At 44.7% G+C, this 24,955-nt stretch carries 14 protein-coding genes; 8 read left to right on the top strand and 6 right to left on the bottom strand.

Translation table 11 applies throughout. The features are described 5' to 3' along the window. The 6 genes from NTX44_05060 to NTX44_05035 form a co-directional block, all read left to right on the top strand. Nucleotides 1–1,154 (top strand): S8 family serine peptidase (locus NTX44_05060; protein ID MCX6120966.1); only part of this gene is annotated, 1,154 nt, incomplete at its 5' end. A gap of 167 nt (nt 1,155–1,321) precedes the next feature. Next, nucleotides 1,322–2,332: a D-glycero-beta-D-manno-heptose-7-phosphate kinase gene (gene rfaE1 / locus NTX44_05055; GenBank protein MCX6120965.1), complete on the top strand. Its 1,011-nt coding sequence runs from the start codon at nt 1,322–1,324 to the stop codon at nt 2,330–2,332. Further along, the gene (gene rfaE2, locus NTX44_05050; protein MCX6120964.1) at nt 2,332–2,811 is read left to right on the top strand and encodes a D-glycero-beta-D-manno-heptose 1-phosphate adenylyltransferase; all 480 of its coding nucleotides are present in this window, start codon (nt 2,332–2,334) and stop codon (nt 2,809–2,811) included. The genes rfaE1 and rfaE2 overlap by 1 nt, the downstream gene beginning before the upstream one ends. 83 nt (nt 2,812–2,894) lie before the next feature. Continuing rightward, on the top strand, nt 2,895–7,529 hold the full coding sequence (locus NTX44_05045; GenBank protein MCX6120963.1) for a hypothetical protein: 4,635 nt from the start codon (nt 2,895–2,897) through the stop codon (nt 7,527–7,529). A 59-nt stretch (nt 7,530–7,588) separates the two neighbouring features. Continuing rightward, a complete protein-coding gene (gene rnr / locus NTX44_05040) occupies nt 7,589–9,802 on the top strand; it encodes a ribonuclease R (GenBank protein ID MCX6120962.1) in 2,214 nt (737 codons plus the stop codon). Nucleotides 9,803–9,953: 151 nt separating this feature from the next. After that, the gene (locus tag NTX44_05035; GenBank protein ID MCX6120961.1) at nt 9,954–13,121 is read left to right on the top strand and encodes a biopolymer transporter Tol; all 3,168 of its coding nucleotides are present in this window, start codon (nt 9,954–9,956) and stop codon (nt 13,119–13,121) included. Between the two features lie 63 nt (nt 13,122–13,184). On the opposite strand, the gene NTX44_05030 is transcribed toward NTX44_05035, so the two are convergent. From NTX44_05030 to NTX44_05005, 6 genes are all read right to left on the bottom strand, one after another. Next, nucleotides 13,185–14,108 (bottom strand): substrate-binding domain-containing protein, encoded by a 924-nt coding sequence (locus NTX44_05030; protein ID MCX6120960.1) that lies wholly within the window; start codon nt 14,106–14,108, stop codon nt 13,185–13,187. A 24-nt stretch (nt 14,109–14,132) separates the two neighbouring features. After that, a complete protein-coding gene (locus NTX44_05025) occupies nt 14,133–15,413 on the bottom strand; it encodes an MFS transporter (protein MCX6120959.1) in 1,281 nt (426 codons plus the stop codon). Then, a complete protein-coding gene (gene nusB / locus NTX44_05020) occupies nt 15,410–15,889 on the bottom strand; it encodes a transcription antitermination factor NusB (GenBank protein MCX6120958.1) in 480 nt (159 codons plus the stop codon). Before nusB ends, NTX44_05025 begins: the two co-directional genes overlap by 4 nt. Before the next feature lie 147 nt (nt 15,890–16,036). Then, nucleotides 16,037–18,985: a hypothetical protein gene (locus NTX44_05015; protein MCX6120957.1), complete on the bottom strand. Its 2,949-nt coding sequence runs from the start codon at nt 18,983–18,985 to the stop codon at nt 16,037–16,039. Nucleotides 18,986–19,164: 179 nt separating this feature from the next. Then, nucleotides 19,165–21,282 (bottom strand): alpha-glucan family phosphorylase, encoded by a 2,118-nt coding sequence (gene glgP / locus NTX44_05010; GenBank protein MCX6120956.1) that lies wholly within the window; start codon nt 21,280–21,282, stop codon nt 19,165–19,167. A 145-nt stretch (nt 21,283–21,427) separates the two neighbouring features. Then, on the bottom strand, nt 21,428–22,675 hold the full coding sequence (locus tag NTX44_05005; GenBank protein MCX6120955.1) for an acetate kinase: 1,248 nt from the start codon (nt 22,673–22,675) through the stop codon (nt 21,428–21,430). Nucleotides 22,676–22,882: 207 nt separating this feature from the next. Here NTX44_05005 and NTX44_05000 point away from each other — a divergent pair, with 207 nt between their 5' ends. Continuing rightward, nucleotides 22,883–23,881 (top strand): ATP-dependent helicase, encoded by a 999-nt coding sequence (locus NTX44_05000; protein ID MCX6120954.1) that lies wholly within the window; start codon nt 22,883–22,885, stop codon nt 23,879–23,881. A 1-nt stretch (nt 23,882) separates the two neighbouring features. Beyond that, on the top strand, nt 23,883–24,908 hold the full coding sequence (locus NTX44_04995; GenBank protein MCX6120953.1) for an ATP-dependent helicase: 1,026 nt from the start codon (nt 23,883–23,885) through the stop codon (nt 24,906–24,908). Nucleotides 24,909–24,955: the final 47 nt, after the last annotated feature.

The raw sequence follows: 24,955 nt of genomic DNA, 5'->3' as shown, positions 1-24,955 counted from the left end.
TGGCTCAAAGTATCAATACACAGAACGGTGGTGGTGATCCTTTAGAATGGATTAATTATACTGCATCAACTGCCGGTGATTACGCAATTATGGTTGAAAAAAAATCGGGAGTTGCCAAAACTTTAGAGGTCTATATTTATCCAGATAGCATAACGAGTGTCTATACAAACAGTTTAACACCTGTTGATGCGATATTCGGTCAGCCTGCCGTTGTTGGCGCAATCGCTGTTGGTGCTGTTCGAGCAGCAACGCCGGATACGATCGAGTATTTTTCTTCTCAGGGTCCAGTGACAATTAGTTTTCCTTCATCCCAGACGCGTGCGAAGCCGGATATTTGCGGAGTTGACGGGGTTACCGTCACTGGTGCCGGCGGTTTTTCAAATCCGTTTTACGGCACTTCTGCGGCTGCACCTCATGTTGCTGCTGTAGCCGCGCAAATGTGGGCGGCATTTCCAGGCAAGACCGGAAACCAAATTCGCGATGCTATCGAATCAACTGCTGATGATTTGGGCACGGTGGGATTCGATAATATCTATGGTTGGGGACGTGTTGATGCTCTAAATTCCTACGGCGTTCTTCCAGTAGAGCTTGTGTCGTTTACCGCTTCAGTAGAACATTCTCGTACCACTCTGAAATGGGGAACTGCAACAGAAATAAACAATTATGGATTCGAGGTAGAGAGACGAGCGGTGAAGTACCAACCGTTAACAATGAGTCGTTGGGAGAAGATTGGATTTGTGCAAGGCAGCGGTACCAGTAATGCAATACACAATTATAGTTTTATCGACCAGATACTTCCGGCCGGCTATTTTGCCTACCGTCTGAAACAGGTTGATAACAGCGGAACGTATAAATATTCGAGCGAAGTGGAAATAAAGAATGCCATACCGAATGTATTTGTGTTGAACCAGAACTATCCAAATCCTTTCAATTCAGAAACAGTCTTGAGCTTTGAGATTGGAGCTTTTGGATTGGTGAAATTAATAATCTATGATGTACTTGGACAAGAAGTGGCAACGCTCGTGAATGAAATAAAACCTGCAGGAGCATATACGATTCAATGGAATGCTTCATCTATGCCAAGCGGTGTATATTTCTATCAGTTACAGACAAATCATTTTATTGATACTAAAAAACTTGTATTGCTGCGATAAAAGAAGCAGAGGCAAGAAGATAGAAAAGAGAATACAAGTCACCTTACAACTCCCTCCCCATGATACCTTATTATGAGTGAATTATCTAGAGTAGAGCTTACCTTGCTTGTACATCGTTTTCTGGCTATATTCTATCAAGAAAGACTCGAAAATTTTGGAAACGTTCAATGGTTAATTTTACTCCGAATCGTCTGGAAGAAATTCAAAAAAGCTTTACTGGTAAGCGTATCGCAGTGGTGGGTGATTTGATGCTGGATCGGTATTTTTGGGGAAAAGTATCGCGTATTTCTCCAGAAGCGCCTGTTCCGGTAGTAGAGGTAGAAGAGGAATCCACGCGACTCGGCGGTGCGGCTAATGTTGCAAACAATATTGCATCGCTTGGCGGTGTGCCAATTATGATTGGTATTGTTGGTAACGACGCCGGCGGAGACGCTTTGCGAAAATTAGTAGCAGAAAAAGAATTCCCGACTGATGGAATCATTACTGATGAATCCCGACCAACAACTGTGAAGACACGGGTCATTGCACATAACCAGCACGTTGTCCGGATAGATCATGAAGAAAAAACCGATCTCAACGCTGATGTAGAAACAAGAGTTATTGCGAGCTTTGAAAGACAGATTCAATCATTGGATGGAATCATTTTAGAAGATTACAATAAAGGTGTGCTGACGCAAGGATTGATTGCATCGCTCATCCGGCTTGCAAAAGAGCACAAAAAGACCATTACAGTCGATCCTAAGTTCAATCATTTCTTCGAGTATCAAGGCGTATCTGTTTTCAAACCAAATAGAAAAGAAACTGAGGAAGCGTTGGGCAGGCGTCTGAATGTTTTTCAAGACATAGAAGAGGCGGCACATGAACTCATTTCTCGTCTCAACGCAGACAATGTATTGCTCACAATGGGCGAGAAAGGTATGCTGCTCCTTGAGCGAAACGGAGCTCTTGCACATGTAGAAACAAAAGCAAGACATGTGGCTGATGTCTCTGGTGCAGGCGATACTGTTATTGCAACACTGACAATGGCGATGGTGGCGGGTGCATCTATTGGAGAAGCTGCTGCGATAGCAAATTACGCCGGTGGAATTGTTTGCGGTGAAGTTGGTATTGTGCCAATAGACAAGGGAGGATTGATTCAAACGATCCTCAAAGACATCAATCAGGAAGGCAGACGGTAATGGGTGCTGTCGTTACACGCGCCGCGTTGGCAGAGATAAGAGAAAAATTGAAGCGTGAAGGAAGGAAAGTTGTTTTCACAAACGGCTGTTTCGATATCGTGCATCGAGGACACGTGGAATATTTGACAAAGGCAAAAGCGCTCGGGGACGTACTTGTGGTTGGAATGAATACCGACGCATCAGTGAAACGCCTCAAAGGAACATCACGGCCCATCGTCTGTCAGGATGACCGTGCCTTGGTGCTTGCCGCTTTTCGTGTGGTTGACTATGTGTGCCTCTTTGATGAAGACACGCCGCACGAACTCATCAAAGCCGTTATGCCCGATGTGCTTGTGAAAGGTTCCGACTGGACGGTTGACTCCATTGTAGGAAAAGATATTGTTGAGGCAGCAGGCGGCACTGTGCAAACGATTGATTTTGTTCCAAATCGCTCCACAACAGACATCATTAAAAAAATTGCAGACGGCAAAACGCACTGAATGAACGCCGGAATTTTTTTTGCGTTTCCCTACGTCTGCGCCGCTTTTTTTGTTCTTCGTCATGTGCCGGTGGAATGAACAACGTGCGCAAGCTTTTCCGAATCACATATTACATAGGCGGTATTCTCTTATTTGTCCTTATTGCCATCATCGGGTATACGCAGACCCGATCCTTTAAGACATACCTTCGCGATCTTCTCCTGCATGAATCCTTGACCGCCATCAACGGTGAGCTTCAACTTGGCGTTATCGATGGAAATCTTATCACAGGGTTCAGGGTGAACGATGTCATTGTGACTGAAGGCGGTGTTGAGCTTCTTTCGGCTCAACGGATCGAATTGAAATACGATCCGTTTGGAATTCTTTTCAAACGTGTGGGAGTCAGCAACGCTATCGTTGTGAAACCCCGCATTCATATCTCTCGATCACTGAACGGTACAATAAACATTGCCCGCCTCATAAAACCAAACCCGACTGATACGACTTCCTCAGTGTGGACCATTAATATCAAGCGATGGGAATTAGCAGACGCAGAAGTACTTTTCATAGATTCACTTCTGCTTCATCAACGGCAGATGGGAGAACGCGAAGCGCCGCCGGATAGCGTCATCGATTATGCACGCATTAATTGCCACGCACTTACGCTTGTGTTTTCTGCACAAATACAAAACAATACATATGCTGTGAAGATAAGAGATCTTACCACATCAATTTATCGAGATGAACAGTTCATTTCAGCCGCTACCGAAAACCTATCAAAAGGGCAGCATCAAGCGCCGGTATTTACCTTTAAACACTTGAGCGGCGATTTTCTGCTGACGAAGAATGAAGTCAGTGTGCGAAATATGAGTATTGAAACACCAGGGACACATCTCCGTTTCGATGCCGGAATGAATGGATTTGATATTACTCACTTGTCCAGTTTGGAGGAGTTGAAATCAATTCCAGTCGATCTCTCGCTATCAGCGGATGATATTGATACTCGGGAGCTAAAGCAATTTCTCTATCCCTCCGTAAACTTTCTTGATCATTCACTCAAGCTCCAATTAAAAGCAAAGGGAACGCTTGGAGCATTAAACGTTGAGAACCTTTCTATCCAAATGCCCAATTCGATGGTCAAACTCCATGGTCAGGTTCGCAATATTCACCATCCCCGTGATTTGGAAATGACCGCGGTGGCTGGCGATAACTTCATTGTTCCGCGCGACCTTTTCGACTGTCTGCCGGGTCTTCATCTGCCGAACCTAACATTTCTTGGTTATGTGAAATATTCGCTGACGTATGAAGGACGGCCGTTAGATTTTAAAACTCGATTTTCGGGCAGCACAGCTGTCGGAGATATAAACATTGATGGAAAAATGAAAATCGACACGGAGAATACTGCGTATTCTGGTATGGTAGCTGTACATTCATTGGCAATGGGAACTATTCTGAATGATCAAAAACTATCCAGCAATCTTAATGCAAAGATGACCATCGATGGAACCGGATTTAATCTGCGCACCATGACCGGAATTGCGAAAGTGGAAATGGATTCCTCCTTGTTCAATGGACTTTCCATTCAGCATTCAGTCGCCGTATTCGATGTTGCTGACGGAATACTGCGATCTCATGTGGCAGCTTCCGTTGGAAGCGGAATCTATGAGATATCAAGTCTTCTCACGTTTTTTCAAAAAGACTCAACAAGGTATAACATTTCCGGCAGAATTCGATCGCTGGATCTTGCCGATGTGCTGAAAGATCCACAATACGGAAGCGATCTTTCCTTTGATCTTACTGCTGCTGGAGCAATCGGTGCTTCGACACGATCCGACACAGCAGAAGTACATTTTTATCGTTCGGCGTTCGCGCTGCAGACGTTCGAATCGGCGCAGGCAAAGGCAATATTTCAAGTGAAAGATAGTGTGAATAGTAATTTGCAGATTACATCAACAATAGGCGATTTGAATGTGAGCGGCAATTTTACACCTGCCTCATTTATCGCGGCATGGCAAAATTCTTATCAACTGGTCACCGAGGGAGTTGCGTACCGGTTTCAAAGTCTTGACTCCATACGCTCGTTCAACAGATACTTGACGACACCGCAAAAATTTCATCCTTCGCACGTGTCTAGTGTCAATCCGATTGATGCACACTATCGCTTGCAAGTAAAAGATCTCAAACCAATCGGTGTCTTCATTCATGTGCCGCTTGCGGGCATGGGAATCATCGAGGGTACAATTGCTGGAGATTCAATAGATATGCAGCTTCGCGGCAAAGCGGATCTTGAACAATTTGAGCTTGATGCCGCAACCGATACGCTGACGACGGATATGGCGTCGTTCAAATACTTCTTCGGCGGCATTGGGTATGAGAAACTCTTTAAAAAATTCCACGCATCCGTCGAACCGGAGCTTACTAATTTTGAGATCAACGGACTTCTCTTCAATCGAATTTCCGGTGAAATGAAAGCGGATGCCGACTCAAGTGATTTCCAATTTTCAGCATACATAGATTCTACTGCACGTGTTGAATTCGAGGGAACGTCTCATGTGAATGCTAACCTCATGGAATTTGATATTCCACGATTAAAAACCGAGATAGGTCGGTACATTGCTGAAAATAAAGACACCGTTCGATTGATATTGGGACGTGATGGGTCCTACATCAAAACGCTCAAGATGGAACACGAAGATGAAGAAGCATCATTGGCGGGGCACTTCAGCCCGACAGGGATTTCAGATCTGAATATTTCGCTCAATAAATTTCATCTCTCTCATCTGAGACAGATACTTTATCGCGGTCCCTACGCCAAATCTTCTATGCAGTTTGACGGGATGCTTAATGCGAAAACTCTTTTTCGCGGCAGTTTTAAACATCCCAACATCGTTATAGATATGCACGCTCAGGACGTTCGTGCAATTGATTCGGTACAAAACAAACAAAAAACTCTCGGTAAAATCGATTCATACATATCATATTTCGAACATGTTCTTGGATTGGACGTGAAATTCACAAGCCGGTCTGGCGATACACAAGCCCCGCCAGATTTACTCCTTTCTGGGTCGCTCCCATATGATTTTGTTCTTGTACGAGAAGCACCGCATCCGTTGGAAGGAAGTGTGGATCTTACGCTGAAGTCCACCGGCATGAATTTGGAAATTCTTGATCCATTTATTCCTGTTATTTCGAATCTCTCGGGAGTCATGACATGCGATATGCAAATGAAAGGTCCAATCGATGCACCGCACTATCAAGGGTCAATGTCGATTCGGAATGCGAACTTTGTTTTTGATCCGCTTGGAATGCCGTTTGTCTTGAACGGCGATTTAATTCCAGCAGGAGACCGAATTCAATTGGAAAAGTTCACCATTCAGAACAGTCCGCAGGAACGGTTGCATGTTGGAACGATGAAAGTTTCGGGAAACTTTACTCTTCTTGGATTGAATTTTAAGCAGTTCGATCTGCTGGCGCAGGGCGATTTAAAGGTTATGAGTGAAGAAAAGCGACTTACCGGACAAAAACTGTATGGCAATTTGTTTGCAGCAACAGGACCGAGTGGACTTGTTTGGCAGGGTGACCTTACTGCTTCTACGGTACGCGGCGAGGTATTTGTAAAAGACGCAGCATTAACTCTCCCGCCGGAGCAAGAATCAGAATTAGCCCGCACAACCGGTGTGAACATCACGTTTAAAGATGACACATCGCATGTAAGCTTATCTGAAATAACAAAATCGAGCCAGGCGGTTGTTAAAAAAAATAAGGATGCAGTATCTTCTGCATTAAAACTCATTCACAATTCGTTTCTTGACGGCATCAGTTATGATGTTCGTATTGAAACGCAGGGGCCAACGACTCTCCGTTTTGTCTTCAACACCCAAACGAGTGAAGAACTTTTTGCAGACCTTCAGGGCCGCCTCTCCTTCAACCGGACGCCGGAAATGTCGCGTTTGACCGGCCAGGTCGAAGTGAGTAATCGTTCGTATTATTATTTCATCAAGAAATTTGAAGCAACCGGAAAACTACTTTTTACAGGCAACATTCTGAATCCTGAACTTGACGTTACCGCAACATATCAGGGAATGCACGAGGGATTAGCTGACACTATTTCTACTAAATCTCCATCAAATCAGTCGCAATCAGCCGGAATTTCTGGAACAAGTAAGGCACCACAAGTATTAGTCACACTTAAAATCACTGGCACAAGGAATGAACCGAAGACGAAGATTTCATTACAGACAAAAATATTTTCTGATAAAGATTGGACAAATTGGAAAGATGGTGACGATGAAGCCAATGCCGTCTCTTTTATCCTTGCCGGTCAATTCCGCAATGAACTCACGGATCAACAGCGTATGGGACTTATAGGAACGAATCTTGGCTTTGCATTGGCCTGGGGAAGTGTCAATGGACTAATTAGTGATGCGCTTCGCCGTAATACATCGGGTTATATCCAGTCTATGGATGTCATTTATGTCGGCGGGCAATTTAATCAGTCAACGGATCTCCGATTGACCGGACAGGTGGGTGAAGCTGTTATCCGAGCCGGGGGAAGAGTGTTAAGCGACTTGACAAATGCAAATGTGAGCGTTGAGTTTCCTGTGAGCAGCATCATGAACTCGGAGAAATACCGCAACCTCATCCTGACATTTGAGCGCCGTGTCGAAGGCATCCAAAATGCGGTAGAAGAACGCCGTGCCTCCAATGGTGTCCGGTTGTTCTACCGCATTATATTCTAAAATAACTTTCATGACTCTGTCATTTGCATTGCACGAACTATTTCATCAAGGAGTATTCAGTGACCAATAAAAGTACCGGCGAGAGTTTTGAGTCTCTTCGAGAACGCATCCTGCAATTTCTCGCCCGCTTCCCTCATGAATCCTTCAAATCAAAAGAATTATCACGCCGCATAGGTATCCGCAGCGCGAAAGATGAACAGATCTTTAAGCGGTCGCTCCGGTCTTTGCAGGATGAAAACAAGATTTTACGCATCCGCGGGAAACGGTACGGTCATCTCCACGAAACGCAGCTCTTCTTTGGCACTTTGGAAGTTACTTCTCGCGGCTTTGGCATTGTCACAGTTGAGGAAGGCGGAGAAGAGCTATTCATTCAGCAGGAAAATCTGGGAGATGCCGCTCATGGCGACACGGTAGAGGTCTCGCTCTTAGCGCAAAGCACAAAACAGAAGGAACGCGGTGCGCGACGCGAGGGCGAAGTTGTGCGGATTATCAAGCGCGGAATTCAGACATTTGTTGGAACGGTGGAACGGGCACACAAGCAATTCTTTGTTGTGCCGGATGACCGCCATTTGGCGCGAGAAATTTTGATTGCAAAAGAACAACTGCATAATGCAAAAGAAGGCGATAAGGTTGTTGTAAGGATGACCGTGTGGGGAAAGCATCGTCAGAATTCGGAAGGGCAAGTTGCGGAAGTGCTTGGAAAGTCAGGCGAATTATCGGCAGAAATCAAATCTGTCGCACGTGAGTATCATTTAACAACCGAATTTCCTCCGGAAGTTTTATTGGAGGCGAATGCTGTTCCATCGAACATTCCCCAGACTGAAATAGACCGCAGACGCGATCTCCGTCATCTGCTTTGTTTTACAATCGATCCGGAAGATGCGAAGGATTTTGACGATGCGGTTTCCCTTGAACCGCTGCCGGATGGCAATTTCCATCTCGGTGTGCATATTGCAGATGTTTCATATTATGTAACAACCGGAAGTGAATTAGATAAAGAAGCGCTCAAACGCAGCACAAGCGTTTATTTTCCAAATGGCGTTATTCCCATGCTTCCGGAAAAACTTTCCAATGGCTTGTGCAGTCTTCGTCCGGATGAAGACCGCCTGGCGTTTACTGTTTTCATGATTGTTTCGCCACGAGGCAGTGTGAAAGAATATGAAATTGTGGAAAGTGTTATTCGCAGCAAATTCCGATTCAGTTACGAACGAGTGCAGGGACTCATTGACCGGTTGGAACAGAACCTGGCAGCATCACCGAGTGATGCCCCATTCGCTGAAGTTGTTGCGCAGATGTATCGGTTGAGTGCATCATTGACGAAAAAACGTCTGAAGGAAGGCAGCATCGATTTTGATTCTGCAGAAGCGAAATTTGAATTTGATGATCAGGGAAAGCCGATCAAGATTATGAAGAAAGTGCGATTAGAAAGCCATCGGTTAGTGGAAGAATTTATGTTGCTGGCAAATCGGGTTGTGGCGCGGCATATTGGTTTAGCGAAGAAAGAAGAACAGGCAAAGCCGTTTTTGTACCGCGTGCATGATTCGCCCGATCCGGAACGCATTGGCGAACTTGCCGTGTTTGTTGAGAAATTTGGTTTTACATTGAACACAGACGGCGGTGTTACGTCTAAATCTTTACAGCAGCTTCTTAATCAAGTGAAGGGCACAGAAGTCGAAAATGTGATAAATGAAGTGGCGTTAAGGTCGATGGCAAAAGCAGTGTATTCTGATCGCAACATCGGTCACTACGGTTTGGGGTTTGATTACTATTCGCATTTTACATCACCGATTAGACGTTACCCTGATTTAATTGTTCATCGAATGCTCAAACAATACGCGACAGGTATTTCGCTCCAGGAACGGAATGCGCTTCGCCAACGTTTGCCGTATATCGCCAAACAATCGTCTGTAATGGAACGGGCGGCGATGGAAGCTGAACGTACTGCTGTGAAAGTGATGCAGGTGGAATATATGAAGCGCCATATTGGTGATGAATTCCACGCCGTCATTTCCGGTGTAACAAACTTTGGCATTTTTGTCGAACTGACAGATTTGCTGGTTCAGGGATTGCTTCACGTGCGTGACCTGAGCGACGATTATTATACCTATGATGATAAGCAGTACACATTGAAAGGGCGTCGAACAGGTAAACAATATCGTCTTGGCGATACGTTAGAAGTTAAAGTTGTTCGTGTTAACCCGGAGGATCGCCAGATCGATTTTTCGCTTGTAGAAAAAGATGAAGTTAAAGTTCAGCGGCGGCGCAAACACTGAGTACTTAAGACTGCGAGGACATAAGATAGGAAAGAGATGAATTGAAAAGATATTGTCTTAAGGGGCTCACAGACTTAGTGGCTCAGCGGTATTTAATACAAAACAGTATTTAGAGGAAAAAATAATTCAAGAGAAGAAGGGTAAGAATATTATGCGGCAGTTTATTCTCATCAGTTTAATTCTCTGCGGAGTCGCAGTTGAGGCGAATGCGCAGAACTCCGTCTTTGGTAAGAATAAAGTTCAGTATAAGAATTTCCACTGGCAGTATCTCCAGACAGATCACTTCGATATATATTTCTCACAGGACGGCTACGACCTTGCGCAGTTCGCCGCCAACGCCTCAGAAGCGTCGTATGCTTCTATCAAGAAACTTTTGCGTTACGATATTAACAACCGCATTTCCTTTGTCATTTATAACTCGCATAATGAGTTCCAGCAAACGAATGTGGTAAGCGAATATATGGAAGAAGGCATCGGCGGAGTCACTGAATTGTTTAAGAATCGCATTGTTATTCCATTTGAAGGAGGCTATGGACAGTTTCGGCATGTCATCCATCACGAATTAGTGCACGCGGTCTTGAATGATATGTTTTATGGCGGCACAATCCAATCTCTTATCTCCAGCAAATCGCCGGTACAGTTGCCCATGTGGATGAATGAAGGCATCGCAGAATACGCCGCGTTGAAGTGGGATAATAATTCGGATATGTTTCTCCGTGATGCAACAGTGCACAATTATCTGCCGCCCATCAATTATCTCAGTGGATATTTTGCATACCGCGGTGGGCAATCGGTGTGGTATTACATTGCCAATAAATATGGCGAGCAGAAAATTGCAGAAATCTTCAGCCAGATAAAAAGTGCTCGAAGTATTGAAAGAGGATTCAAATCTGCCATTGGTATGTCTGTCAAAGAACTTTCAGAACGCTGGCAGAAAGAACAAAAAGTGTACTATTGGCCGGACGTTGCAAAGCGTGAAGAGCCGGCGGATTTTTCGTATAAGCGGATGACGAATCACACGAAGGATGGCAATTTCTATAACACCAGTCCTACGATCTCGCCGCAGGGCGACAAGATTGCATTTATCTCCGACCGAAATGATTACTTCGATGTCTATATCATGTCAGCGTTGGATGGCGAAATTCTTGATAAAGTTGTCAGCGGGCAAAAGACGAACAATTTTGAAGAGATGCACTTGCTGACACCCGGTATCACATGGTCGCCGGATGGAAAGAAACTTGCGCTTGCCGTAAAGGCAGGTGAACGCGATGCTATTTTTCTTGTAGATATTGAATCCGGCAAACAGGAAAAAATTCAGCTGGATTTAGACGGTGTGTTTTCAGTGAATTGGAGTAGCGATGGCAAGTTGCTGACATTTGTCGGCGTAAAATCGCCGCAGTCTGATATTTATATTTACAATATAACTACAAAGGAAGTGAAGAATCTTACGAACGATATTTTCTCGGATAGTGATCCGGTATTTTCACCTGACGGGAAAAAGATTTACTTCGCATCAGACCGTGGAGATATAACATCACGGACTATGATATCGAAGAACTTCAAAATTTGGAATTATGATCATGCACAAATCGATTTATATTCGATCGATATTTCCACGGCACTTATTCGACGAATCACTACGCAGCCCAATGGTAGTAAAACATCACCTGTCATATCGCCGGACGGCAAAAAGCTTTTATATATCGCCGATATGAATGGTATCAACAACATCTATGTGCAGGAACTAGATTCTGGCAAGTATTATCCCATTACAAATTCCATTAGCGGATTGTACCAACTCTCGCTTTCACACGATGGATCCAAATTGGTGTTCGCATCCCTCAATGAGGCAGGGTTTGACATTTACTTGATGCTGCGCCCGTTAGAGCGCAAACTCAACGTTTCGTCGCTGGAGCCGACTGAATATTATAAGATGAAATTTAAACTTCCACGTGAAGAGAAGCCGAAAGAAGTTGTCGCTCTTGCTCCATCCTCCGACACCATTTCGGTACGCAGCAATGTTGTTGTGGTTGTCGATTCCGTCGGCGTGGAACCAACATATCATTCAGGTGTGAAAGCCGATCTTTCCAATTATATTTTTTCCCCTGAAGGCATGCACGACACAACGAACGGCCCACCGCCGATTTCACAAGTGGAAATTACAGACAATCAGGACGTCGACAGTAATTATATCCCGCACCGTTATAAGTTAAACTTCTCGCCTGACCTTGTCTACGGTGCGGCGGGTGTGAGCACTTTTTACGGATTGGAAGGAAGTACGATTTTGGCTTTCAGTGATATGCTGGGCGATCATCAGATTATTTTTCAAACAAATCTGTTGATCGATCTCAAGAACAGTGATTATGGACTCTCATACTATTATTTACCAGGGCGCATGGATTGGGGATTCCAAGCCTTTCATGATGCGAAGTTTCTGTATGTAGGTTCTCCGGGTGCATGGTATGATACGCTTTATCGTTTCCAGACGTGGGCTGTTGGGGCCGTTGCGTCCTATCCGATAGATCGATTCAATCGCATTGATTGCTCTTTGATGTGGCTCAATCTCTCGCGAGATAATTTGGATAATGCATCCAGCCCCTCAGAGCGGCGCTCGCTTGTATTACCGCTCGTGAGTTATGTGAATGATAATTCCATCTGGCAGGGGGAATGGTTTGGCCCTAATAACGGTTCACGCTTTAACGCTACGTTTTACGGAACGCCAAAGATAGGAAATGATGGATTGGATATGCAGACATTTACAGCAGACTATCGAAGCTACAACAAATTGGCAAAAGAATTCATCTTCGTGTACCGCCTTTCAGGCGGGATAAGTATGGGAAGTAATAAACAAAATTTTCTACTTGGTGGGACAGAAGGGTGGTTGAATTACCATCTTGCGACAAATGAAATTCCTATTCACAATGTAGAGGATTTTGCGTTTCTGACACAAGTCCTTCCGCTGCGCGGGTACGATTACGCCCAGGAGATTGGCACGCGGTTCGCAGTAGCGAACATGGAATTTCGTTTCCCGCTTCTCAAATATCTTATCTTCGGTGCACTTCCGATTGGTTTTGCAAACATTCTTGGTGCAGCATTTGTTGATATGGGATCAGCGTGGAGCAACGATCCTTCGTGGAGGGCGTTCGGCACAGATCCTAACAACGGCGAGACAATAACGAAAGATTTGCTCATTGGTACCGGTTTAGGATCGCGGATTATTCTTTTTGGATTGCCGTTGCGCATCGATGTTGCGTGGCGCTTCAACTGGTCCGGTTTCTCGGAACCGTACTATTACTTTTCACTGGGCGGAGATTTCTAAGCTATTACTTGTATTAATACGAATTCAATAGGTTCTGTTCATTCAGCCAAAGAGGGCGGTGATCTACTCAGGTTGACTAGATCGTAACTTAATCTTTTGTGTACCGGGGAGAAGTCCGCGTTTGAGAAATAGCTTTTGTCCTTCTGATGTAGCAACGTAAGTGCCAAAGCCCGTCGCCAAAGTGACCGGCCCCCTCGTGTACATATAAATTGCCCGCTTAAGTGGATAATAATTTCTATAAATATTTGCTGGATGAGGTGAAAAGAATTTTCGAAGTGCTTCGGCTGGAGTTGTAAACGCTGTATCAGTGTCTTCACTTGTTCTGCCGAGGCTGAGAATTTTAGCATCTGACTTTACCGAATCAATCCACACTAATGCTGCAAAACCGATTGCATACGGATCTTTTTCTACCGATCGAAGTGTCTGAATATCAGAACTTGTGCGCGTGAATATTGCCGAGATGCCAGCTTGCTTTAATAAGCGTTGCTTAAGATATTCTGATGCATCCGATGAATCCTGGCAGTAAATTTTAATGGTGCCTTTCATCGGTTTCGCAAGTTGTTCCCACCGCGTAATCTTTCCCGATAATATTTTTTGAATTTCCGTTGTCGTCATTTCAACGACAGTATTCTTTGGATGCACAACAGCAACAATACCATCATACGCAACAATGACTTCGTTGAGGCTGGCAGAGATTATTTTTACTTGTTCTTTTTCAGTCTGTGTCAATGAACGGGGAAGAAAAGCAATGCGTGCAGTGTCCATCACGAAGTGGCGTGCGGCTGTTTCAGCGGATACGATAGTATCCGTTATATATGCGCCGTTTGCTTGATAGAGGTTCAGGAATTCATTCACTTCGTCAATCATGACCGGAGCGATAGATTCCGGAATGAAGATATGCAGGTTGCCTTTCGTTGTAGTTTCCTTTTCTTCAGTATGACAGCCCAAAATGACAGTCATGATACAAACAACGCAGAGTAAGCGCATGAGATGCCCCTTCCTGAGAAAAAATTAAGAGGTTATAGAAGAACTCTCTATAGCCCTCTCTTCTACGCGCTGTAACAGAACGAGGCCGGTGAGAAGAAAGAATCCAATAGAGAGAATGGCAAACCGTTGATTGAGATACGACGAAACAAATCCAAAAACGACCGGTCCAAGTATCGCAGATGCTTTTCCGAAGAACGAATAAAATCCAAAAAATTCTGTTTTCTTTTCTTGCGGAGTGATAATAGACATCATGCCTCTGCTGATTGATTGAGAGGAACCGAGAGCTAATCCGGCAAGCACGCCAAGCCCGTAGAACATCCATTTATCTTGAATAAAAAAAACAATGACTACAATAGTCAGCCATAGAAACAAAGTGATGCTGAGCGTCCGTTTATGGGTAGTATGGTCTGCCAAGATGCCAAATAGAATAGAACCAACAATGGCAGAAGTCTGCACCATGGCAAAGTACACGACAATTTCGCTTATATCCATCTTGAGTGTTTCGCGTGCAAAAATGGAAGAAAAGACGATGATCGTATTGACACCATCGATATAAATAAAATAAGAAATCAGAAAGCGTGCGATGTTGCGGTACCGCGGAAATTGCTGATAGGTGGTTCGGAGCCGGGCAAAACCAATTTTAATAAAGTCCAACTTTAAGCTTCCGGTTCGCTGTTTATCTGGGAGAAAGAAAAATAGGGGCAGGGAGAATACGAAAAAGAAAGCAGCGGCTATAAGAAAGCTTAATCGAATGTTGAAGAGATTGTCTATACCGAATCCACCTGCGTACAATGGAAACACCACCGCAAGCGAAACGAGCGATCCGACATATCCGAGGGCGAATCCATAACCCGAGACACGGCCATAACTTCGAGCCGTTGTTATCTCCGGAAGAAACGCATCATAGAATACAAGTCCTGCTTCGAATCCGATATTCGAAACTACGAGAAGCGCCATCCCGAAGAAGATCATTCCGGCGTGCACGAAGAATAGACTCGAGGTTGCAAGAACGCATATTGCCGTGAAAATCCCAAGGAATCGCTTCTTGCCTGCGCCATAATCGGCGACCGCGCCAAGTACGGGGGAGAAGAGAGCCACTATGAACATAGAAATACTAAACGCAGAACCCCACAAAAAATCTCCTTGATGGCTGCCTTGCGCAACTATTTCTTTGAAGTAGAGCGGATACCCAACGGTAAGAATGAGAACGTAAAATGCAGTGTGCGCAAAATCGAAGAGCGCCCATGAAAAGATTTGCCAACGTGTTGCCGTATGCAAAGATGGAGGTTGAAGAGTGCTGCTCATCTTTGTTTGGATTGTTTGTTCGCTCCAGTGTTCACTAATCCTCGTCCTGATTTCTTTATACGGCCATCTTTTTTCAGATCATCGAGAATTGAGTCGAGCACGCCGTTAACAAATTTATCACTTTTCTCGGTGCTGAAATCACGCGCAATTTCTATGGCTTCGTTGATAGTGACTTTCGGCGGGATGTCATCAAAGTACAATAATTCGCAAATACTCATTCGCAGCACAATCCTATCGATAATAGCGAGACGGCTAAATTCCCAATGTTCTATCCGCTGGCGGATTAAATCATCTAACTCATTATTGCATTCAATAACCTTGAGGATTAGCTGCTTTGCGAAGGCAAACGATTCCGGCTGTTTCTCCAAATCAGCGACAATGTTCTCGATGATAAACTGGATAGGTTCATGAGAGAGTTCGTACGCATACAGCGCCTGCAAAACCCGTTCTCGTACTACTCGTCGTCGGAGGGACATGGTATTACCAGCGAAAGAACTTATAAATAAAATGATTGTACTGCACCCTCAAACTTAGGGAAAAAAAAGGAGGGAGGCAACTGGTGATTGATAGATGCAGCGCGTAAGGCAACAAGGAATGAGCATCTCTGTAGAACAAACTCATCTCTACTTCAACGGCCAATTGCCTTCGATCTTTCGTGTTACTGCCGGGAGAAATTCTGGTTCGCGTGCTATAAAAGAAAAATCCGGATTCAACAGCTCTGCAAAATTGTACTTCCGACGTAATGCCTTTTCGAGGGTAGAAAATGCTTTCTGTCCATTACGCTGGATAGAATAGAGGGCTGCGCTTCGAAACAATATTTCAGCTGAGTTGCTATTGATCTCTATTGCCTTATTCATTGCTGTTTCACCATCAGAAAAATTTCCAAGCCGCGAATGAAACAATCCGACATAGGAAAGAGCTATGGCATCTTCAGAGTTTGCTTCAATTGTTTGCTGCGCTATTACTAATCCATCTTGCAGCCATTGTTGTGCAGTGTTGATTTGGAGTGAGAGCTGATAGGCACGCCCGATCCAATAATGGTATCGATAATCTTTTGGAGATGTGAGGAGCTTTTGCTGGAAGTATTTAATAACCTTGTCGTATTTTCCATCGTTGAGCCAAATACTTTGAATAAAATTAGTCGTCAGTCCTTCCTCGTCTTCTCCAAAAGATTGAGCTTGTTTATAGGAATTCTCTGCAGCGGAGTATTCTTGTTTCATCTGCTGAGTTATTCCCATCGTGAAATGTGATTTCGCGTTGACTGGATCGTGCTGAAGTGCGATGGAGGCGTACATTGAAGCGTCGTCGAATTTCCCGGCAATATTGGAAAGAAAAGCGAGTTCCCGGTAACATTCCGGATCTTGCGGCTGCAACGTCACGCTCTGTGCTATGGAAGATAAGGCCGCATTATAATTCTGCTGCAAACGGGCACAGGTTGAAAGAACCCTATAAGCAAGCGCAATGTTGGGTGAACATCGCAAGGCGCGTTGTGCATATTCGACGGCAGACTGCAGATGCTGCGGATCGTTCGTTGCAGAGAACATGCGCAGCTCAATATCAGCGAGCATTCCATACGCCGGACCGAAGGAAGGATCGATTTGTACCGCAATGAGCAAGAGAGTTTTTGCAGAATCTATTCCTGATCCAAAATTTAATTGCAGTATATGAATAGCTTTTAGATATTTTTCAAAAGCATCAACGTTGGAAATCCGTGCAATCTCTGGCAGTTTGGATTTTATTTCCATTTGATCAATCACTTTTTGCACAATGCTTATGCGCATTTCGCTCAATGCGGAGATCTGTCCTTCCACTGACCCGATAGAGACAATCTTCTGTTGATCTGGAAGGAATAAGCGTATCAGCAAAGTGTAGCCCCCATGGTTTTCTTGAATATTTACCATCACCAGATAACATGTAGGAAGCATGGTTGTGATCTTTTGAATGTGTGCCTGATCTGGTACATATAAAAGTGATGAAGATGGGGCAATAACGGTGAGGTGTTCGCATTGTGAAAAATCTTCTGCGAGGAGGATTGGAAGTGCATCGAACACATCAAGATTGCTTGTATCGCGAGGAGTATTCATGAGCTGCATGATGGCAATCGATGCTTTCTTGGGGAATACGATGTCTAATAGTTTTGGAATACCCAAGATCGCCACCCCCAATGTTATGATTGCAGCTATTATGTAGTACAATCTTTTGTGCCTTGATTGATAGTCCATTTGTTGGCGGACAATCGCTTGCTGCCGTTTTTGTTCCTCTACTTTTTGCTGAAGTTTAGCAAGTTCTTGGACATGCTGCTCCTCGCGTGCCTGCTGGGCTTGAATGCGTAACAGCTCTGCTTTTGCCTGCTCCGTTTGACGAATACTTTCTTCTAATCGCCTCGCGTCGGAATGATTCGGATCAATAACAAAGAGTTCATGCAATGTAAATGTTGCTTCAGTGAATTTTTCTTCCTGAAGAAGACCTCGCGCTTGATCAAGAAGTTCTTCAATATGCCGCTCTTCACTGGATATTTGTTTAGGTGCATTTTCTAATCGTTTAGTTCTCTTTCTTTCCTCAAGCCGGTAACGCTCTTCCTCGATTTGCGCAAGGAGTTGTTGGGCGCCGACATGCAATGGACGGAGTCGGAAGATTTCATTTACTTCGTTTTCAGCCGCGTCTAACTGACCTTCTGTAAAAAGCTCATTCGCTTTTTGAAGGGATAGTTGCATTGTTTTTTCTTGTTCTTCTTCTGCTTTCTTGCGTTCGGTGTTGATGCGCTGCTGAGGGTCGAGTTGATAGATTTTGTTTAATTCTGCTTCAGCCTCGCTTGTCTTGCCCTCTTCATAGTATTTCTCGGCTTTCGCATAATGCTCGGCAATTTGCTTTTTTTGTTCTCCTTCTCTCTTTTCGAACCCCTCCTGAGCCCGTTGCTTTGCCTCTTCAACATTTCTGGCTTCGAGCGCTTCTTCGGTTTCTATTTTTTGCGCCGTCTCTTCCTGATTATGTGCCAGTGTTTCTAACGCGGTAGCAGACGGTGTTGCAAGCTCGGCAATGCTATCGATTAAGATTTCATACACTTCTATATGCTCTGGTATGTTCTTCAATTGCTGAGGACCAAGCGGGAAAACCCGTAGTTGTATCTTATTGCGCACCTGCTGGTACACATGTTGTGAAATCCAAATTCGATTCGGCCCTGCCATCGCTTCAATGCGGGAAGCGATGTTCACGCCATCCCCGATAATATCCTCATCACGGATAATCACGTCGCCAAGATGAATGCCGACGCGAATTTCTATTTTATCTAATTCCGATTTTTTCTTGTTGAAATGTGAGAATCTTTTTTGCGCTTCCATTGCGCATCGAACTGCATTGACGGCGCTCGAGAAGTCAATCATAAACGAATCGCCAATGGACTTTATGACACGTCCATCAAATTTTGCAGCGAGCACGCGCAAAAGAGCGTCATGTGTTTTCAATAACTCAAAGGCTTTCGTTTCATTCTGAGCCATCTTTTTGGAAAAGCCTTTGATATCTGTGAACATAATCGCAGTGAGTTTGCGGGTTTCAATGTCGATCGGAAATGGCATTACAATGTGCGCTCAAATGAAAAATCGTGAGTCTTCGAGTATCGTAACTCTTTAAAGATAGGTGTGGAGAGATTGAATGTCAACACATGTGAAGAAAAAAGGTGATGGTGTTTGGGCAGAAGAACGAGAAGAACTGAATATTGGAACAAAAAATTCTCTCCTCTCATTGAAATAATTGTTCAATGAATATAGTATTTCTGTACATATTCCTCCAGCATCCTATTCGTGCTAAACTGCGAGAGCAGTGTTTGCATTGCGTTTCTGATGCGCTTTAACCACGCGTGCGGAATGCCTCGCTCGTCACGGTCGTAAAACTCCGGAATGACCGATTCGGAAAGAACTTTGACTAAGCTTTCAAAATCATGTTCATCTTGTGTTTCCAAATCGGTTTCGTTCTGATCGTCACCAATATTCCAGCCATTATGTCCGTTGTATCCTTCACGCCACCAACCATCCATAATGCTCAGATTCAACCCACCGTGGATGGTGATTTTCATGCCGCTTGTTCCGCTGGCTTCAAGCGGACGGCGTGGATTATTCAGCCATACATCGGCACCGGAAATGAGATGACGGGCTACGTTAATATCGTAATTTTCAAGGAAGACAACTTTTCCGTTTAACTCTGGCTGGCGCGATATTTCTATGATATGTTGAATGAATCGTTTACCGTCATTATCATGTGGATGTGCTTTACCAGCAAAGATGATTTGAAGCGGATGCTGTGGATCTGAAAATAACGGAATGATTTTTTCTAGATGTTTGAATATCAACGGTGCTCGTTTATAGGTTGCGAACCTGCGAGCAAATCCGATCGTCAATGCATCGGGAGATAAGATATGACTTGTTGCAAGAGATGTACCGCCCATGCGAATATATTTTTGCCGGCGAGCATAGTCAACTAAATCGCGTCGCAGTGAATAACGCAACGCCCAGAGTTCTTCGTCGGTTGCAAGTTCGTCGTCCGCAATCTTCTTCCAAAATTTCGGTTCCATCAACTTAGCGGTCCAATCAAAACCAAGTCGTTTGTTCCAGAAATCGTGCGCATGGGCTGTTGCCCATCCTGGTGTGTGGATACCGTTGGTGATGTATCCGATGGGAACATCATCTACCGATCTTTCGTGAAATAATTCCTTCCACATTTCTCTGCTCACGTGTCCGTGCAATTCGCTGACGCCATTGGCTGCGCGAGACATCTTGATCGCTAGTACTGTCATCGTAAATGGTTCATTCTTCTCAGACGGATGAACACGACCGTACGACATAAGGGCTTCATGCGCCAAGCCGGTGGAATTCCAGAATTTTCCAAGTGCGTATGTCATCAATTCGGTATTGAATCGGTCATGTCCTGCTTGTACAGGAGTGTGAGTTGTGAAGACGCATTGTGAGCGAACTGCGCGCTCTGCCTCATCCTGTGCTTTTCCGGTTTCTAATTCCTGCTTCAGTAATTCCAGTACGAGGAATGCGGAATGTCCCTCGTTCATATGAAAAACAGATGGTGTTATTCCCAGTGATTGCAGAAGCCGCACACCGCCGATTCCAAGAACAATTTCTTGCCCAATACGCGTGTCTATGTTGCCGCCGTACACCGTAGCTGTGAGTCCCTGAAAATGTTGATCATTCTCTGGAAGATTTGTATCGAGTAAATACAGAATGACCCGTCCGATATGGACAGCCCATGTTTGGAAGTACACTGTGCTGTGTCCAATTTCGACAGAGTTTAGTAAGCGGCCGCCTTCAGGTTGAAGTACGAGTTCCATCGGAAGACTATCGGTCGTATTGAGGGGATATACTTCTTCCTGCCATCCATCTGCATTCAATCGCTGTTGGAAATATCCTTGGCGATAAAAAAGTCCGATTCCGATGAAAGGGATACCAAGATCGCTTGCAGATTTTGTATGATCACCGGACAGAATGCCGAGACCACCCGAATAAATCGGCAGTGATTCATGGATGCCAAATTCAGCGCTAAAATATGCAACCGGATTCTTCAATGTTGATGCATGGTGTTTCGCCCACGTTGCGGGCTCTGCCATATACGAATCGAATTCTTCCAGCACGCTGTGCACACGCCGAGAATACTCATGGTCTCGCAGCCGGGCTTCTAATTCCCATTCGGATATATCTCTCATGATCTCAACAGCATTGTGATTGGAATGCCGCCATATATGCGGTGAGAGTTCGTTGAAAAGGGCTTGCGCTTCCGGATTCCATGTCCACCACATGTTTCTCGAAAGAGCGCGCAGGCGTTTCGCAAGAGAGTTGTGAGTGTGATTTTTCACTTTGAAAATTGTCGGCATGTTACCTCTATCCACTGATTCAATAATATCTTATGAAGAATGCGAAATAATTACTAATAAAACCAGATGGAAATGAATCCATGAAAAACAAAAAGCGCGAACTCGCATGTCCGCGCTTATGTGAGATTGAATTCCGAAACGGATCCTATATTTTTCGAGGCACATCGAAAACACAGCGAACGGTATCGCGAGCGATCAATAGTTCTTCGTTGGTCGGGATGACGAACACCTTTACACGGCTTTTCTTTGTGTTGATTTCTCCTTCTTTGCCGCCAACCTTTTCAAGGTTGAGTTGCTCGTCGATTTCGATGCCAAGCCATTCAAGATTGGCGCAGATGCGCTGCCTGATAACCGCAGAATTTTCACCAATACCTCCTGTGAAGATGACGGCATCAGCGCCATTCAATTCTGCTAGATATGAGCCGAGGTATTTTTTTGCACGCTGCGCAAAGATGTTGATGGCGAGTGTGGCGCGGCGATCCTGATGATCTTTTGCTTCGTCCAACAAATCTCTCATATCGTTCGTTAAGCCTGAAATGCCGAGCAGCCCTGACTGTTTGTTCAGCAGTGTGTCGATCTCGCCCATCGACATACCTTCTTTGTGCGAAAGAAACTCAAGTACTGCCGGATCGATATCGCCGCTGCGCGTTCCCATGACCAATCCTTCTAATGGAGAAAGTCCCATGGACGTATCGAACGATGCTCCATTTTTGATGGCGCATGCAGAACACCCGTTGCCAAGATGCACGGTGATGATATTCGTCTCTTCACGTGTCTTGCCGGTCAATTGTCGATATCGGAACGCTACATAACGGTGCGAAGTTCCATGAAATCCATACCGCCGTATTTTATGCCGCCGATAAAGCTGGTAGGGAATAGCGTACAGGAACGATGATTCCGGCATTGTAGAATGGAACGATGTATCAAATACTGCGACTGCAGGAACGCCGGCTCCGAGCAGTTCGCGCGCGGCACTGATGCCTTTCAAATTTGCCGGATTATGCAATGGCGCGAGGTCGATGCAATCTTCAATTCCGCGAATGACAGAGTTGTCAATGATGATTGATTTCGTGAACAACTCCGCACCATGCACCACGCGATGACCAACAGCGTGAATGTCTGCAAGCGATTGAATACCGGGAATTTGTGCGTCAGCTGAAATGATCCATTTGACGATATGGTCAAGTGCCGCTTTGTGGTCGCGTAAAGGCGCCACATGTTTCACCGGAGTTTTCCCGGCAGCTTGAAATGAGACGAGTGCCTGGCTGCCGATTCGTTCGATGATACCTTTTGCTAGTTGTTTATCGGCATCTTTCTCGATCATCTCAAGGTCAGTCTGAATAATCTGGAATTTGAGAGACGAACTGCCGCAATTTAAGACTAAGACGTTCATAGGTTTATTCAAAGATTAATAGTGAAATGGAAAGAGTAGCCGTTCTGTTTTTGAATATGCACCACTCTGTTGATTTTAAAAATAACTGTTCCAACGTACGGCTTTGTTGCTGAAAACTCAAGTTAGGTTTGTTTCATTTTACGGGTTTTTTCAGCTATCTTCATGACTGGAATTCATGAATCCATTCATCAAAGAATTAGATGTTTCTTGAAAAAATTCACACTCAAACCCCTTCCGGGTGATCATCTGCACCTCGTCCAGCCGCAGAACCTGCGTATTCATTATCAGCAGGAATTGAATGCAGCACAGTACGAAGCGGCTACATCTGTCAATGGTCCACATCTCATTATAGCCGGAGCAGGAACAGGAAAGACGCGCACAATCGTGTACCGCGTGGCGTATCTCGTGGAGTTAGGCGTAAAACCGGATTCTGTGCTGCTGCTGACGTTTACACGAAAAGCCGCCCAAGAAATGCTGCGCAAGGCATCGATATTATTAGACAGCCGATGCGACCAAATCTCAGGAGGAACATTTCACTCTTTTGCAAACAGCGTCCTGCGGAAGTATGCGGGTCAACTTGGGTACGAAAGTAATTTCACTATTCTTGATCAGACAGATGCCGAAGATGTTGTCAATCTTATTCGTACACGGCAAAAATTAGACACAAAAGAAAGACGCTTTCCCCGCAAAGAGACGCTGTACGATCTCTACAGCCGCTCTCTTAATACGATGACACCGGTGAAGGAATTACTGGCGATGGATTATCCGCAATACCTTGAAATTGAAACCGACATCGTCGCGCTTCATACCGCCTATGTGAAATATAAGCATGAACATAACCTGATGGATTACGATGATCTGCTGCTGAATCTTGCAGTGCTTCTCCGTAAGAACGAAGCTGTGCGCGCAACACTCTCCGATCGCTACAAATATATTATGGTGGATGAATATCAGGACACGAACAGATTGCAGGCAGAGATTGTAAAACTACTGGCGTTCAAACACCGCAATCTGATGGTCGTTGGTGATGATGCTCAGTGCATTTATTCTTTTCGGGGCTCTACGATTCAGAATATCCTTTCATTTGGTGAAGAATTTAAGGATTGCAAAATTATTAAGTTAGAAGAAAACTTCCGAAGTACACAACCGATTCTGAATTTGGCAAACGAAATCTTGTTGAAAGGTGGAGGAAGGTTAGTTGGCTAAAATGTACACGAAAGAACTTTTCACCCAGAAATTTGGTGGCAGTTTACCACAGCTTGTTTCCTCACAAACGGAAAACCAGCAGTCGCGCTACGTTGTGCAGAAGATTCTTGAATACCGTGAAATGGGTATTCCACTGGAAGAAATGGCTGTCCTGTTTCGCTCATCATTTCATTCGTTTGATCTCGAAATTGAGCTGGCAAAGGCGAACATTCCATTTCTCAAATTTGGTGGATTCAAATTTATTGAAACAGCGCATGTAAAGGATGTTGTTGCGTACTTGCGCGTGCTGGAAAATCCGCGTGATGTCGTATCGTGGAATCGCATTCTGTTGCTGATTGATGGCGTTGGTCCGCGCACAGCGGAAAAAGTTGTAGATGATATTCTTAAGAAGCGCGTTGGTCTTGCGAAGGAATTTAAAGAAGCTGTCACTGCGACGACAAAGTTTTGGATGGACTACGGAAGTTATCCGGAAAATGTCCGCACGTTGTTCAACATGCTCAAAGACATTGCCGCACCTCATATTTCTCCAGCAGAAAAAACGTTTCACATTCTTCAATATTACGAACCGATTCTGCGTACGCGGTATGAAGATCACTTAAAAAGGAAGAAAGATCTCGACACGTTCCAAAATATCACCGAGCGTTATAAGTCGGTGGATGAGCTGCTCACCGATCTCGCACTTGAGCCGCCGAATGAAAGCGTCGCCGACATCGAATCGCCGGGCCCGGAGACAGAATATCTGACGCTTTCGACCATTCATAGCGCCAAAGGGCTGGAGTGGAATACTGTGTTTGTTATCTATGCACTCGAAGGAAGATTCCCGACAATGCGTTCTGCTGCAAGCGATGAGGAAATGGAAGAAGAACGCCGCTTGATGTACGTTGCTTGTACACGTGCAAAAGAACATCTCATCATCACGTATCCCATGAATATCTATGACCGTGAAAGTGGTTTGATCCTCACAAAACCGTCGCGGTTTATCGAGGGCATTGGCGAGAATTTGTTGGAGCCGTGGGTGGTGGAGTAAATAATGAACTGTGATGAATGATCAGTGATCAATAATAACCTAATAGA

It is taken from the genome of Ignavibacteriales bacterium (assembly GCA_026390575.1).
Taxonomy (GTDB): domain Bacteria; phylum Bacteroidota; class Ignavibacteria; order UBA10030; family UBA10030; genus Fen-1298.
This window is presented reverse-complemented; position numbering and strand designations above follow the sequence as displayed.

What these genes read in the sequence shown, in the direction of transcription:
- rfaE1 (MCX6120965.1), top strand. Translation starts at nt 1,322, where the DNA reads ATGGTTAATTTTACTCCGAATCGTCTGGAAGAAATTCAAAAAAGCTTT.
- rfaE2 (MCX6120964.1), top strand. Translation starts at nt 2,332, where the DNA reads ATGGGTGCTGTCGTTACACGCGCCGCGTTGGCAGAGATAAGAGAAAAA.
- NTX44_05035 (MCX6120961.1), top strand. Translation starts at nt 9,954, where the DNA reads ATGCGGCAGTTTATTCTCATCAGTTTAATTCTCTGCGGAGTCGCAGTT.
- NTX44_05030 (MCX6120960.1), bottom strand. Translation starts at nt 14,108, where the DNA reads ATGCGCTTACTCTGCGTTGTTTGTATCATGACTGTCATTTTGGGCTGT.
- NTX44_05025 (MCX6120959.1), bottom strand. Translation starts at nt 15,413, where the DNA reads ATGAGCAGCACTCTTCAACCTCCATCTTTGCATACGGCAACACGTTGG.
- nusB (MCX6120958.1), bottom strand. Translation starts at nt 15,889, where the DNA reads ATGTCCCTCCGACGACGAGTAGTACGAGAACGGGTTTTGCAGGCGCTG.
- NTX44_05015 (MCX6120957.1), bottom strand. Translation starts at nt 18,985, where the DNA reads ATGCCATTTCCGATCGACATTGAAACCCGCAAACTCACTGCGATTATG.
- glgP (MCX6120956.1), bottom strand. Translation starts at nt 21,282, where the DNA reads ATGCCGACAATTTTCAAAGTGAAAAATCACACTCACAACTCTCTTGCG.
- NTX44_05005 (MCX6120955.1), bottom strand. Translation starts at nt 22,675, where the DNA reads ATGAACGTCTTAGTCTTAAATTGCGGCAGTTCGTCTCTCAAATTCCAG.
- NTX44_04995 (MCX6120953.1), top strand. Translation starts at nt 23,883, where the DNA reads ATGTACACGAAAGAACTTTTCACCCAGAAATTTGGTGGCAGTTTACCA.